9 protein-coding genes and 1 tRNA gene are annotated in these 13784 nt (G+C 69.7%); all 10 read left to right on the plus strand.

All coding sequences use genetic code 11. The annotated features are described in order from the left end of the window. Nucleotides 1-260: 260 nt before the first annotated feature. Nucleotides 261-2081, plus strand: coding sequence for a chromosomal replication initiator protein DnaA (dnaA, locus tag K6I33_RS35970; protein ID WP_308297086.1), 1821 nt, complete (start codon nt 261-263; stop codon nt 2079-2081). Between the two features lie 953 nt (nt 2082-3034). Continuing rightward, on the plus strand, nt 3035-4165 hold the full coding sequence (gene dnaN / locus K6I33_RS08310) for a DNA polymerase III subunit beta (protein WP_189455543.1): 1131 nt from the start codon (nt 3035-3037) through the stop codon (nt 4163-4165). A gap of 202 nt (nt 4166-4367) precedes the next feature. Further along, entirely contained in the window at nt 4368-5246 is an 879-nt protein-coding gene (gene gnd, locus K6I33_RS08315; protein ID WP_229349372.1) for a phosphogluconate dehydrogenase (NAD(+)-dependent, decarboxylating), read from the plus strand. A 44-nt stretch (nt 5247-5290) separates the two neighbouring features. Then, a complete protein-coding gene (gene recF / locus K6I33_RS08320) occupies nt 5291-6415 on the plus strand; it encodes a DNA replication/repair protein RecF (protein ID WP_229349374.1) in 1125 nt (374 codons plus the stop codon). Beyond that, the gene (locus K6I33_RS08325; protein ID WP_229349376.1) at nt 6412-6969 is read left to right on the plus strand and encodes a DUF721 domain-containing protein; all 558 of its coding nucleotides are present in this window, start codon (nt 6412-6414) and stop codon (nt 6967-6969) included. Before recF ends, K6I33_RS08325 begins: the two co-directional genes overlap by 4 nt. A gap of 388 nt (nt 6970-7357) precedes the next feature. Beyond that, nucleotides 7358-9403, plus strand: coding sequence for a DNA topoisomerase (ATP-hydrolyzing) subunit B (gyrB, locus tag K6I33_RS08330; RefSeq protein WP_308297087.1), 2046 nt, complete (start codon nt 7358-7360; stop codon nt 9401-9403). Nucleotides 9404-9453: 50 nt separating this feature from the next. Further along, nucleotides 9454-12081: a DNA gyrase subunit A gene (gyrA, locus tag K6I33_RS08335; RefSeq protein WP_275126654.1), complete on the plus strand. Its 2628-nt coding sequence runs from the start codon at nt 9454-9456 to the stop codon at nt 12079-12081. Between the two features lie 177 nt (nt 12082-12258). After that, complete coding sequence (locus K6I33_RS08340; RefSeq protein WP_238491358.1) at nt 12259-12978, plus strand: DUF3566 domain-containing protein; 720 nt, start codon at nt 12259-12261, stop codon at nt 12976-12978. Nucleotides 12979-13055: 77 nt separating this feature from the next. Continuing rightward, nucleotides 13056-13129: transfer RNA gene (locus K6I33_RS08345), tRNA-Ile, on the plus strand. 211 nt (nt 13130-13340) lie between these two features. Beyond that, nucleotides 13341-13475: a DLW-39 family protein gene (locus tag K6I33_RS08350; RefSeq protein ID WP_208809277.1), complete on the plus strand. Its 135-nt coding sequence runs from the start codon at nt 13341-13343 to the stop codon at nt 13473-13475. Nucleotides 13476-13784: the final 309 nt, after the last annotated feature.

Here is a 13784-nt window from a genome sequence, read left to right on the forward strand (position 1 = left end):
CTCGACCTGGTCACGGTACGCGTGGTTACGCCATTCGGTCAAACCGGCAGCGCACCCAGGCTCCACCGTAGCCTCTCCGGCGCCGAGAAGACGCCAGGCGACACCTCATGGCACATTTGTACACACCCTGTGGACAACGACTTGAACCACGCGCCTCGCCCTGACTACCGTGGCTGAACTCCGAATCCTTCCCGCCCGTCCCGAGAACCACACATTCGTGGGACTCCGGGGCACCCCCCGTGACTGAGAGAGCGTGCCCTGTGGCTGACCTGCCCGCCGATCTTGCCGCAGTGTGGCCGCGCGTGCTCGAACAGCTCCTCGGTGAGGGGCGTGGCCAGGGCGTGGAGAGCAAGGACGAGCACTGGATCAAGCGCTGCCAGCCGCTGGCGCTGGTGGCCGACACCGCCCTGCTGGCGGTGCCCAACGAGTTCGCCAAGGGCGTCCTCGAGGGCCGGCTCGCCCCGATCGTCAGCGAGACCCTGAGCCGTGAGTGCGGCCGCCCCATCCGGATCGCGATCACCGTCGACGACTCCGCCGGCGAGCTCCCGGCCCCCCAGCAGCCCCGGCAGCCCGAGCGGCCCCGTCCGCACGCCCCGGGCCAGGGCCAGGGCCGTGACACGTTCGAGGGCTACGAGAACCACGGCGGCTACGGCCCCCGTCCGGGCGACGACCTGCCGACCGTGCGCCCCGCCTACCCGGACTACCAGCAGCCCCGCAGCGAGCCCCCGGGCGCCTGGCCGCGCCATTCGGCGCCGGCCGGGCCCCCCGGCGGCGACCGGGGCGACTACGGCTGGCAGCAGCCCCGGCTCGGCTCGTTCACCGAGAGTGACCGGGACCCCTACGCCACGCAGTACGAGCAGCAGCCCGAGTACCGCTCCCCGGAGCGCCCCGAGCGCGCGCCGTACGAGCAGCAGCGCCGTGAGCTGCCCGACACGGGCGCCGTCGGCCGGCCCGCCGACCGGCCGTCGCCGTCGGCCGTCCCGGCGCCCTCCGGCTCCGGCCCGTCGTCCTCCTCGTCGTCCTCGGCGGGTACGGGAGCGGCCGAGCCGACGGCGCGGCTGAACCCGAAGTACCTCTTCGACACGTTCGTCATCGGCGCGTCCAACCGCTTCGCCCACGCGGCCGCGGTGGCGGTGGCCGAGGCGCCGGCCAAGGCCTACAACCCCCTGTTCATCTACGGGGAGTCGGGGCTCGGCAAGACCCACCTGCTGCATGCCATCGGGCACTACGCGCGCAGCCTCTACCCGGGCACGCGGGTGCGCTACGTGAGCTCCGAGGAGTTCACCAACGAGTTCATCAACTCCATCCGCGACGGCAAGGCGGACGCGTTCCGCAAGCGCTATCGCGACATGGACATCCTGCTGGTCGACGACATCCAGTTCCTCGCGAGCAAGGAGTCGACGCAGGAGGAGTTCTTCCACACGTTCAACACGCTCCACAACGCGAACAAGCAGATCGTGCTGTCCTCGGACCGGCCGCCCAAGCAGCTGGTGACCCTGGAGGACCGGCTGCGGAACCGCTTCGAGTGGGGCCTGATCACGGACGTCCAGCCGCCGGAGCTGGAGACGCGTATCGCGATCCTCCGGAAGAAGGCGGTCCAGGAGCAGCTGAACGCCCCGCCGGAGGTGCTGGAGTTCATCGCGTCCCGGATCTCGCGGAACATCCGTGAGCTGGAGGGCGCGCTGATCCGGGTGACGGCCTTCGCGAGCCTGAACCGGCAGCCGGTGGACCTGGGCCTGACCGAGATCGTCCTCAAGGACCTGATCCCGGGCGGCGAGGACGCCTCGCCGGAGATCACCGCGACGGCCATCATGGCGGCGACCGCCGACTACTTCGGGCACACCGTGGAGGACCTGTGCGGCGCCTCGCGCAGCCGGGTGCTGGTGACGGCCCGGCAGATCGCCATGTACCTGTGCCGGGAGCTCACGGACCTCTCGCTGCCGAAGATCGGCGCGCAGTTCGGCGGCCGTGACCACACGACCGTGATGCACGCGGACCGCAAGATCCGCGCGCTGATGGCCGAGCGGCGCTCGATCTACAACCAGGTGACCGAGCTGACGAACCGCATCAAGAACGGCTGAGACGGCCCGCCGAGGGCTGTCCCAGGGCGCTTCGGGAAGCTTCCCGAAGCGCCCTTCGGCGTTTCAGGAACCGCGTCCGGAACCGTTCCTGGAGCCGCTTCAGGAGCCGTTCCTGGAGCCGCTTCAGGAGCCGCTTCAGGGACCGCCGGAAGCGGCGCCGGCCCCGCGCACACCGTCCCCGGCGCCGCGACCGTTGTCCCCAGCTGTCCCCAGCATGTTCGAATCCTGTCGCTGACCTGCCGGTTCTCCACAGATTCGGGCCCTGTCCACGATCCACACCCTGGGGACCGCGAAGTTATCCATAGGGTGTCCACAGACCAGGCTGTTGATATGCCATCAGGCGAGGTCAGCCGGGTGTGGATTTGTGGCAAACCTTGTTCCACAGCCTGTGGACAGCCGGGCCGCCCACAACCGCCTCCGGAGTTGTCCACCGGCAACCCACAGGAGGACCGGTGTTATACACAGCCTTTCCACATCGCTGTCCACTGTTCGGCAACGAAACGCCCGGACTCACCGCACCGAGTGAAAGGCGTCACACCAGGATGCCGGGTTGGCCTGTGGGCAACGCGGGTAAAGCTGGGGACAGCCCTGGGGAGAAGTGCACCTCGCCTGTGCACCGGGTGTGCAGAACTTTTCGCGGTCCACAGACCACCCCGGTTATCCACGCCCCCCACCCACAGGCCCGGTGGACAAAAAATCGGCCCTGACCTGGGCAAAGGAAGTTTTCCACGGTTTCCACAGGCCCTACTACTACGACCACAGAGTTCAAGCGGAGAACTCGTTTCGAAGTGGGTGCTGTGGATGACCCGGCCTCGCGCCGCGCCACGCCCCGGATCTCGATTTGACCGCCAGCAGCGCCGACTGTCAGCGGCGTGCGTCAGACTGTTCTCCGGCGCCAGTCGCCGAGGAAGAAGCCAGCAGGGCGAGCCAGCAACAAGCAGGAGGCGGTTCCGGTGAAGATCCGGGTGGAGCGCGATGTACTCGCGGAGGCAGTGGCCTGGGCGGCACGCAGCCTCCCGGCCCGTCCGCCGGTACCGGTCCTCGCGGGCCTGCTGCTGAAGGCGGAGGACGGCTCGCTGAGCCTCTCCGGTTTCGACTACGAGGTCTCGGCCCGTGTCTCGGTCGAGGCGGATGTGGAGGAGGACGGCACCGTCCTCGTCTCCGGCCGGCTGCTCGCCGACATCTGCCGCGCACTTCCCAACAGGCCTGTGGAGATCTCCACCGACGGTGTGCGCGTGACCGTGGTCTGCGGCTCCTCGCGATTCACACTCCACACCCTGCCTGTGGAGGAATACCCGGCGCTGCCGCAGATGCCGACCGCCACGGGCACCGTCCCGGCCGAGGTCTTCGCCTCCGCCGCCGCCCAGGTCGCCATCGCCGCCGGCCGCGACGACACGCTGCCGGTGCTCACGGGTGTGCGCATCGAGATCGAGGGCGACACGGTCACCCTGGCCTCCACCGACCGCTACCGCTTCGCGGTCCGCGAGTTCATGTGGAAGCCGGAGACCCCGGACATCTCCGCGGTCGCCCTGGTGCCCGCCAAGACCCTGCTGGACACCGCCAAGTCCCTCAGCGGCGGCGACACGGTCTCGATCGCGCTCAGCGGCTCCGGCGCCGGTGAGGGCCTGATCGGCTTCGAGGGCGCCGGCCGCCGCACGACCACGCGGCTGCTCGAGGGCGACCTGCCGAAGTACCGCACGCTCTTCCCGACCGAGTTCAACTCCGTCGCCGTGATCGAGACCGCGCCGTTCGTCGAGGCCGTCAAGCGTGTGGCCCTGGTCGCGGAGCGGAACACCCCGGTGCGGCTGAGCTTCGAGCAGGGCGTGCTCATCCTGGAGGCCGGTTCCAGCGACGACGCACAGGCTGTGGAAAGGGTCGACGCCCAGCTCGACGGCGACGACATCTCGATCGCCTTCAACCCCGGCTTCCTGCTGGAGGGCCTCTCCGCGATCGACTCGCCGGTCGCCCAGCTGTCCTTCACCACGTCCACCAAGCCGGCCCTGCTCAGCGGCAAGCCGGCCATGGACGCCGAGGCGGACGAGGCCTACAAGTACCTGATCATGCCGGTTCGCCTGTCCGGCTGAGGCCGGTGGCGAGTGGCCCGCAGCCGGACATTCCGGCTGCGGGCCCGTTGTGGCTGGGCGCTCAGTTCCCCGCGCCCCTGCGGGGCGCGAACCCGACCCGTTTGAGCGCCACGACCCCACAGGTGTGCGTCCATCCCCAGGCGTAGGCTCGAAGCACGTACTCCAGGTACGCCCCGCACGACTACGGCACTAAGGATCACTGATGGAGCTCGGTCTCGTCGGTCTCGGCAAGATGGGCGGCAACATGCGCGAGCGCATCCGCCGCGCAGGCCACACCGTCATCGGATACGACCGCAACCCCGACCTGGCGGATGTCCACAGCCTGAAGGAGCTTGTGGATTCCCTCCAGGGCCCGCGCGTCGTGTGGGTCATGGTCCCGGCCGGTGCCGCGACCCAGTCCACGATCGACGAGCTGGCCGAGCTGCTCTCCCCCGGCGACATCGTCGTCGACGGCGGCAACTCCCGCTGGACCGACGACGAGAAGCACGCCGAGGAGCTGGCGGCCAAGGGCATCGGCTTCGTCGACTGCGGTGTCTCCGGTGGCGTCTGGGGCCTGGAGAACGGCTACGCGCTGATGTACGGCGGCTCCGCCGAGAACGTCGCGACGGTCCAGCCGATCTTCGACGCGCTCAAGCCCGAGGGTGACTTCGGCTCGGTCCACGCGGGCAAGGTCGGCGCCGGCCACTTCGCCAAGATGGTCCACAACGGCATCGAGTACGCGATGATGCAGGCCTACGCCGAGGGCTGGGAGCTCCTGGAGAAGGTCGACTCCGTCACCGATGTGCGCGAGGTCTTCCGCAGCTGGCAGGAGGGCACGGTCATCCGCTCCTGGCTGCTGGACCTGGCCGTCAACGCCCTCGACGAGGACGAGCACCTCGACAAGCTGCGCGGCTACGCGGCCGACTCCGGCGAGGGCCGCTGGACGGTCGAGGCCGCCATCGACAACGCCGTGCCGCTGCCCGCGATCACGGCCTCGCTCTTCGCGCGCTTCGCCTCGCGCCAGGAGGACTCCCCGCAGATGAAGATGATCGCCGCGCTGCGCAACCAGTTCGGTGGCCACGCGGTCGAGACCAAGAAGTAGAACAACAGCAACACCCAGCAGCCGGGGGAGGTCGGCACGCAACCATGCACGTTTCGCATCTGTCGCTGGCCGACTTCCGCTCGTACGCCCGGGCCGAGGTCCCGCTCGACCCGGGCGTCACGGCCTTCGTGGGCCCCAACGGCCAGGGCAAGACCAATCTCGTCGAGGCCGTCGGCTATCTGGCCACCCTCGGCAGCCACCGGGTCTCCTCCGACGCGCCGCTGGTGCGGATGGGCGCCGACCGGGCGATCGTCCGCGCCGCCGTCGTCCAGGGCGAGCGGCAGCAGCTCATCGAGCTGGAGCTCAACCCGGGCCGCGCCAACCGGGCCCGGATCAATCGTTCCTCCCAGGTCAGACCGCGCGACGTGCTGGGCATCGTGCGCACCGTGCTGTTCGCCCCCGAGGACCTGGCGCTGGTCAAGGGCGACCCCGGCGAGCGCCGCCGGTTCCTCGACGAGCTGATCACCGCGCGCTCCCCCCGCATGGCGGGCGTGCGCTCCGACTACGAGCGCGTCCTCAAGCAGCGCAACACCCTCCTGAAGTCCGCCGCGATGGCCCGCCGCCACGGCGGCCGCCAGATGGACCTCTCCACCCTCGACATCTGGGACCAGCACCTGGCCAACGCCGGCGCGGAGCTGCTCGCCCGGCGGCTCGACCTGATCGCCACCCTGCGCCCGCTGGCCGACAAGGCCTACGAGCAGCTGGCGCCCGGCGGCGGCCCCGTCTCCTTCGACTACCGCGGCCCGGCCGGCATCGAGGGCGCCCACACCCGCGAGGAGCTCTACGAGGCGCTGCTCGCCGCCCTCGCCGAGGCCCGCAAGCAGGAGATCGAGCGTGGCGTGACGCTCGTCGGCCCGCACCGCGACGAGCTGCTGCTGCGCCTGGGCGAGCTGCCCGCCAAGGGGTACGCGAGCCACGGCGAGTCCTGGTCGTACGCGCTGGCGCTGCGGCTGGCCTCGTACGAGCTGCTGCGCTCGGAGGGCGACGAGCCGGTGCTGGTGCTCGACGACGTCTTCGCCGAGCTGGACGCCAGACGGCGGGAACGGCTGGCGGAGCTGGTCGCTCCGGGCGAGCAGGTCCTGGTGACGGCCGCCGTGGACGACGATGTGCCCGGCGTCCTCACCGGTGCCCGATTCGCGGTCGAGCGGGGCGGGGTCGAACGCGTATGAGCACGCCGGCCGGCCACCGGGACCACGGCGCGGGGGACCGGGGGAAGCCCCCGGAGCCCTCCGGTGTGGACCTGGCGCGCGTGGCGCTGCGGGCCGCCAAGGAGCAGGCCCGGGCGCGGGGCGCGGCGGCGCAGCAGAAGAAGCAGGCCCGCCGTGGCGGGGGCTTGCGCTCCGGGGCGCGCGCCGACGGGCGCGACCCGCTGCCCCTGGGCGCCGCGATCAACCGGCTGATCACCGAGCGGGGCTGGGAGGCGCCCGCGGCGGTCGGCGGGGTGATGGGCCGCTGGCCGCAGATCGTGGGGGACCAGCTGGCGCTGCACTGCGAGCCGCAGAAGTACGACGAGGACGCGCGGGTGCTCACGGTGCAGTGCGACTCGACGGCCTGGGCGACCCAGCTGCGGATGCTCGCGCCCACGTTGGTGGCCCGGCTCAACGACGACCTGGGCCAGGGCACGGTGAAGTCGATCAAGGTGCTGGGGCCGGGCGGCCCCGGGCGCCGGTACGGGCCGCTGCGCGCCCCCGGGAGCACCGGTCCCGGCGACACCTACGGATGATCTTCGGGTCATGGTTGGTCAAAGGTTGTCCCAGGTCCTCGGGCCCGGTGACGGCCGTGTGGAAGCCGGGCCGGCGACGGGCGATGCGCAGAGTGACGCCCGGGGCCGGTGGACACTCCGCGCACGGTAGCGGGCGGTTGACAGCCCGAAGCGCTGAGTGCCCCTGTGAGCCTCTTGGAGGCCGGGGCCGCATATGGGGAGTCGGCTGATGCCGGTTCAGGGCGCCACAAGAGGACTCAGGCACCGGCAAACCCCCATTCATGTCAGCGCCACCGGTACACTGGTAGTAATCCCGCCGGATCGCGGGAGTCGTCGACCAACACTGAACGACACAGCCACTCCTGCTGCCTGCCCCCGGGGGTCCCCGCCGCGGCGCGGGAGATGGCCTGTGCTGTGCCAGAAAGGGCGCTTCGTGGCCGATTCCGGCAACCCCAACGAGAACACCACCCCCTCCGAGGCTGTGGGCGCCGGGTCCGGCGCCCCTGGCGGTGAGACGTCGTACGACGCCAGTGCGATCACCGTGCTGGAGGGCCTGGACGCGGTCCGCAAGCGGCCCGGCATGTACATCGGTTCCACCGGCGAGCGCGGTCTCCACCACCTCGTCTACGAGGTCGTCGACAACTCCGTCGACGAGGCCCTGGCCGGCCACGCGGACACCATCGACGTGACGATCCTGTCCGACGGCGGCGTCCGCGTCATCGACAACGGCCGTGGCATCCCGGTCGGCATCGTGCCCTCCGAGGGCAAGCCCGCCGTCGAGGTCGTGCTGACCGTGCTCCACGCGGGCGGCAAGTTCGGCGGCGGCGGCTACGCGGTCTCCGGTGGTCTGCACGGCGTCGGCGTCTCGGTTGTGAACGCGCTGTCGACGCGCGTCGCGGTCGAGGTGCGGACCGACGGCTTCCGGTGGACCCAGGACTACAAGCTCGGCGTCCCGACCGCCCCGCTGCAGAAGAACGAGGCGACGGACGAGACCGGCACCTCCGTCACCTTCTGGGCCGACGGCGACATCTTCGAGACCACCGAGTACTCCTTCGAGACGCTCTCGCGGCGCTTCCAGGAGATGGCGTTCCTCAACAAGGGCCTGACCATCTCGCTGACCGACGAGCGCCCGGCCCACGTGGACGAGGAGGGCAAGCCCCTCACCGTCCGCTACCACTACGAGGGCGGCATCTCCGACTTCGTCCGCTACCTCAACTCGCGCAAGGGCGAGGTCATCCACCCCACGGTGATCGACTTCGACGCCGAGGACAAGGAGCGGATGCTCTCCCTCGAGGTCGCGATGCAGTGGAACACCCAGTACAGCGAGGGTGTCTACAGCTTCGCCAACACCATCCACACCCATGAGGGCGGTACCCACGAGGAGGGCTTCCGCGCGGCGCTCACCGGTCTGATCAACCGCTACGCGCGCGACAAGAAGCTGCTCCGCGAGAAGGACGACAACCTCACGGGCGACGACATCCGCGAGGGCCTGACGGCGATCATCTCCGTCAAGCTCGGCGAGCCGCAGTTCGAGGGCCAGACCAAGACCAAGCTGGGCAACACCGAGGCCAAGACCTTCGTGCAGAAGGTCGTCCACGAGCAGCTCACGGACTGGCTGGACCGCAACCCCAACGAGGCCGCGGACATCATCCGCAAGTCCATCCAGGCGGCCACCGCGCGCGTGGCGGCCCGCAAGGCGCGCGACCTGACCCGCCGCAAGGGCCTGCTGGAGACCGCGTCGCTGCCGGGCAAGCTCTCCGACTGCCAGTCGAACGAGCCGGCCAAGTGCGAGATCTTCATCGTCGAGGGTGACTCCGCCGGCGGCTCGGCCAAGTCCGGCCGCAACCCGCAGTACCAGGCGATCCTCCCGATCCGAGGCAAGATCCTCAACGTCGAGAAGGCGCGGATCGACAAGATCCTGCAGAACACCGAGATCCAGGCGCTGATCTCCGCCTTCGGCACCGGTGTGCACGAGGACTTCGACATCTCGAAGCTCCGCTATCACAAGATCATCCTGATGGCGGACGCCGACGTCGACGGCCAGCACATCAACACCCTGCTGCTCACCTTCCTCTTCCGCTTTATGCGGCCGCTGGTCGAGGCCGGGCACGTCTACCTCTCCCGCCCCCCGCTCTACAAGATCAAGTGGAGCCGGGACGACTTCGAGTACGCGTACTCCGACCGTGAGCGCGACGCCCTGATCCAGCTGGGCCGGGAGAACGGCAAGCGGATCAAGGACGACTCGGTCCAGCGCTTCAAGGGTCTCGGCGAGATGAACGCCGAGGAGCTGCGCGTCACCACCATGGACGTCGACCACCGTGTGCTCGGCCAGGTCACGCTGGACGACGCCGCGCAGGCGGACGACCTGTTCTCGGTGCTCATGGGCGAGGACGTCGAGGCACGGCGCTCCTTCATCCAGCGCAACGCCAAGGACGTCCGCTTCCTCGACATCTGAGTCTGTCGGCCACCCGAAACAGCCGCAGCGCGAAAGGACTTTGAACAGCAATGGCCGACGAGACCCCTGAGACTCCCACCGCTCCCGTCCCCGAAGTGACGCCCGAGGGCGCCCCGGCGCCCCTGGAGGGCGTGGGCATGCGCGTCGAGCCCGTCGGGCTCGAGACGGAGATGCAGCGCTCCTACCTCGACTACGCGATGAGCGTCATCGTCTCGCGTGCGCTCCCCGACGTCCGCGACGGCCTCAAGCCGGTGCACCGCCGTGTGCTCTACGCGATGTACGACGGCGGCTACCGGCCCGAGAAGGGCTTCTACAAGTGCGCCCGTGTCGTCGGTGACGTCATGGGTACGTACCACCCGCACGGCGACGCCTCCATCTACGACGCGCTCGTCCGCCTCGCCCAGCCCTGGGCCATGCGGATGCCGCTCGTCGACTCCAACGGCAACTTCGGCTCCCCGGGCAACGACCCGGCCGCCGCCATGCGCTACACCGAGTGCAAGATGGCGCCGCTGTCGATGGAGATGGTCCGGGACATCGACGAGGAGACCGTCGACTTCCAGGACAACTACGACGGCCGCAACCAGGAGCCGACGGTCCTGCCGTCGCGCATCCCCAACCTGCTGGTGAACGGTTCCGCCGGTATCGCCGTCGGTATGGCCACCAACATCCCGCCGCACAACCTGCGCGAGGTGGCCGAGGGAGCCCAGTGGTTCCTGGCCAACCCCGAGGCCTCCTCCGAGGAGCTCCTCGACGCGCTCGTCGAGCGGATCAAGGGCCCCGACTTCCCGACCGGCGCCCTCGTGGTGGGCCGCAAGGGCATCGAGGAGGCCTACCGCACCGGCCGCGGCTCGATCACGATGCGCGCCATCGTCGAGGTCGAGGAGATCCAGAACCGCCAGTGCCTGGTGGTCACCGAGCTGCCCTACCAGGTCAACCCGGACAACCTCGCGCAGAAGATCGCCGACCTGGTCAAGGACGGGAAGATCGGCGGCATCGCCGACGTCCGTGACGAGACCTCCTCGCGCACGGGCCAGCGCCTGGTGATCGTCCTCAAGCGGGACGCGGTCGCCAAGGTCGTCCTCAACAACCTCTACAAGCACACCGATCTCCAGACCAACTTCGGCGCGAACATGCTGGCGCTGGTCGACGGTGTGCCGCGCACCCTCTCCCTGGACGCGTTCATCCGCAACTGGGTGACGCACCAGATCGAGGTCATCGTCCGGCGCACCCGCTTCCGTCTGCGCAAGGCGGAGGAGCGCGCCCACATCCTGCGCGGTCTGCTGAAGGCCCTGGACGCCATCGACGAGGTCATCGCGCTCATCCGGCGCAGCGACACCGTCGACGTCGCCCGCACGGGCCTGATGGGCCTGCTGCAGATCGACGAGGTCCAGGCGAACGCCATCCTCGAGATGCAGCTGCGCCGGCTGGCCGCCCTGGAGCGCCAGAAGATCACCGCCGAGCACGACGAGCTCCAGGCGAAGATCAACGAGTACAACGCCATCCTGGCCTCGCCCGAGCGGCAGCGCGGCATCATCAGCGAGGAACTGACGGCGATCGTCGAGAAGTTCGGCGAGGACCGGCGCAGCCAGCTGGTGCCCTTCGAAGGCGACATGTCCATCGAGGACCTGATCGCCGAGGAGGACATCGTCGTCACGATCACCCGCAGCGGCTATGTGAAGCGCACCAAGACCGAGGACTACCGCTCGCAGAAGCGCGGTGGCAAGGGCGTGCGCGGTACGAAGCTGCGGGAGGACGACATCGTCGACCACTTCTTCGTCTCCACCACCCACCACTGGCTGCTCTTCTTCACCAACAAGGGCCGGGTCTACCGGGCCAAGGCCTATGAGCTGCCGGACGCCGGCCGGGACGCGCGCGGTCAGCACGTGGCCAACCTGCTGGCCTTCCAGCCGGACGAGAAGATCGCCCAGATCCTCGCCGTCCGCGACTACGACGTGGCGCCCTACCTGGTGCTGGCCACCAAGTCGGGCCTGGTGAAGAAGACCCCGCTCAAGGACTACGACTCGCCGCGCTCCGGCGGTGTCATCGCCATCAACCTCCGCGAGACGGACGGTGGCGTCGAGGACGAGCTGATCGGCGCCGAGCTGGTCTCCGCCGCGGACGACCTGCTGCTGATCAGCAAGAAGGCGCAGTCCATCCGCTTCACCGCTTCGGATGACGCCCTCCGGCCCATGGGCCGTGCCACCTCCGGTGTCAAGGGCATGAGCTTCCGTGAGGGTGACGAGCTCCTCTCGATGAATGTGGTCCGTCCCGGTACGTTCGTCTTCACCGCCACCGACGGCGGGTACGCGAAGCGCACCAACGTCGACGAGTACCGCGTCCAGGGTCGCGGTGGCCTCGGCATCAAGGCCGCCAAGATCGTCGAGGACCGCGGATCCCTGGTCGGCGCCCTGGTGGTCGAGGAGGGCGACGAGATTCTGGCCATCACTCTGGGCGGCGGTGTGATCCGCACCCGGGTCGCCGAAGTCCGGGAGACGGGCCGTGACACCATGGGCGTCCAACTGATCAACCTGGGCAAGCGCGATGCCGTCGTGGGCATCGCCCGGAACGCCGAGGCCGGTCGCGAGGCTGAGGGTGTCGACGAGGTGACCGACGCGGCCGAGGGCGGGTCCGAGGCTGCCGGGGACGCCGTGCCCACGGCCGAGCACACCGAGGAGTAATACGTGAGTCGAGCCACGGGCACCGCCAAGAGCGGTGCGGGCGCCGAGCGGCAGGAAGCCGCCCCACCCGTCCCCTCCGACACGGAGGCCCGTGGCTCGACCGCGGACGGCACGGCCGACAAGGACGGCGCGGGCTCCCGGGCCGGTGGCACCAGGACCGCAGGCAGGGGGAAGACCATGACGGAGACCCGAGGTCCACAGCCGTATCACCCGCCGAAGGCGTACGAGCCTCCGGCCGATCGCTCCGATTCCGATTCCGATTCCGGATCCGATTCCGGGTCCGGTTCCGCCGCCAAGGCCGCCAAGGCCTCCGGTGGCGCCGCCAAGGCCAAGGCCGAGGACGGCAAGGGCGCCAAGGACGGGAAGGCGACCGCCCAGGCCGCCCGGACCGCCCCGGCCGTGAAGGCGGGCAAGGACGGGAAGGCCGTCAAGGTGCCCAGGCCCGCCCAGCCGGCCGAGCGCGCCGCCGGCCAGGACCCGGACCCCGCGCAGCGTCCCGCGGCCCGTACGGCCGCCACGGGCCCGCGTACGCGCAAGGCGAGGCTGCGGGTGGCGAAGGCCGACCCGTGGTCGGTGATGAAGGTCAGCTTCCTGCTGTCGGTCGCCCTGGGCGTCTGCACGATCGTGGCCGCGGCCGTCCTGTGGTCGGTCATGGACGCGATGGGCGTCTTCCAGGCCGTCGGTGGCACGGTCAGCGACGCCACCGCCTCCGGCGAGGGCGGCGGCTTCGACCTGGAGTCGTTCCTGTCGCTGCCGCACGTGCTGCTCTTCACCACCGTCATCGCGGTGGTCGACGTCGTGCTGGCGACGGCCCTGGCCACGCTCGCCGCCTTTGTCTACAACCTCGCCGCCGGTTTCGTGGGCGGTGTTGAGCTGACGCTCGCCGAGGACGAATAACGTCTCCGGGGGCACGGGGCCCGGACGATTTTGGGACTGGGCCCCAAGTGCGCTAATCTTTCGGTGTCGCAAGGCGCGGGGCTATAGCTCAGACGGTTAGAGCGCTTCCCTGATAAGGAAGAGGCCACAGGTTCAAGTCCTGTTAGCCCCACAGTGCGATCGGCCCGGACGGAATTATCCGTCCGGGCCGATCGCTTTTGGTGGTTCATCACGGGCGCGACGCCGTCGGCGGTCTCGGCCGCCGGGCGCGGGCCGGGGCGGCCCCGGAGGGGGAGCGGGCACAGGTCACCGATCGGTATCGGCCGGTGTGTATCATCGGCCACCAGAGGCTCCCCTACGTCAAGGAAAGACGAGGTCGCGCGGTGAAGAAGCTGCTCCTGGTCGCACTGGCCGCCATCGGCGGGCTCCTCGTGTACCGGCAGATCCAGGCGGATCGCGCCGAGCAGGACCTGTGGACGGAGGCGACCGACTCCGTTCCCTCGGGTTCGGGTGTGTGAGTCGCCGGATCCGCGACACGAACTGAACTGAAGCAGGGCCCCGGCCGCCGAGCGGCCGGGGCCCTGTTCGTCTGTCGCCATGTGTTTGCGCCACCCGTTTGCACCCTCGATTTAGTTGCGTACGCAAATAAAATGATTGCGAACGTAAAGATCATCCGCCCTGGCCGGCGACGAGCGCCCACACCCCGATGGCGAGGCTGAGCAACGCCACGAGCAGCACCGGCACGACCACCTTCGGCGGCGGCCCCGAGGGCCGCCGCGAGGGCCGCCGCGAGCCCCGCGAGGGGGTCGCGGCGGGCTCCTGGGCGG

The sequence above is a fragment of the Streptomyces sp. UNOB3_S3 genome (assembly GCF_020740895.1).
Taxonomy (GTDB): domain Bacteria; phylum Actinomycetota; class Actinomycetes; order Streptomycetales; family Streptomycetaceae; genus Streptomyces.

Coding starts and splice junctions, on each gene's coding strand:
- gnd (WP_229349372.1), top strand. CDS start 4,368: ATGGAGCTCGGTCTCGTCGGTCTCGGCAAGATGGGCGGCAACATGCGC.
- recF (WP_229349374.1), top strand. CDS start 5,291: ATGCACGTTTCGCATCTGTCGCTGGCCGACTTCCGCTCGTACGCCCGG.
- K6I33_RS08325 (WP_229349376.1), top strand. CDS start 6,412: ATGAGCACGCCGGCCGGCCACCGGGACCACGGCGCGGGGGACCGGGGG.
- gyrA (WP_275126654.1), top strand. CDS start 9,454: ATGGCCGACGAGACCCCTGAGACTCCCACCGCTCCCGTCCCCGAAGTG.
- K6I33_RS08340 (WP_238491358.1), top strand. CDS start 12,259: ATGACGGAGACCCGAGGTCCACAGCCGTATCACCCGCCGAAGGCGTAC.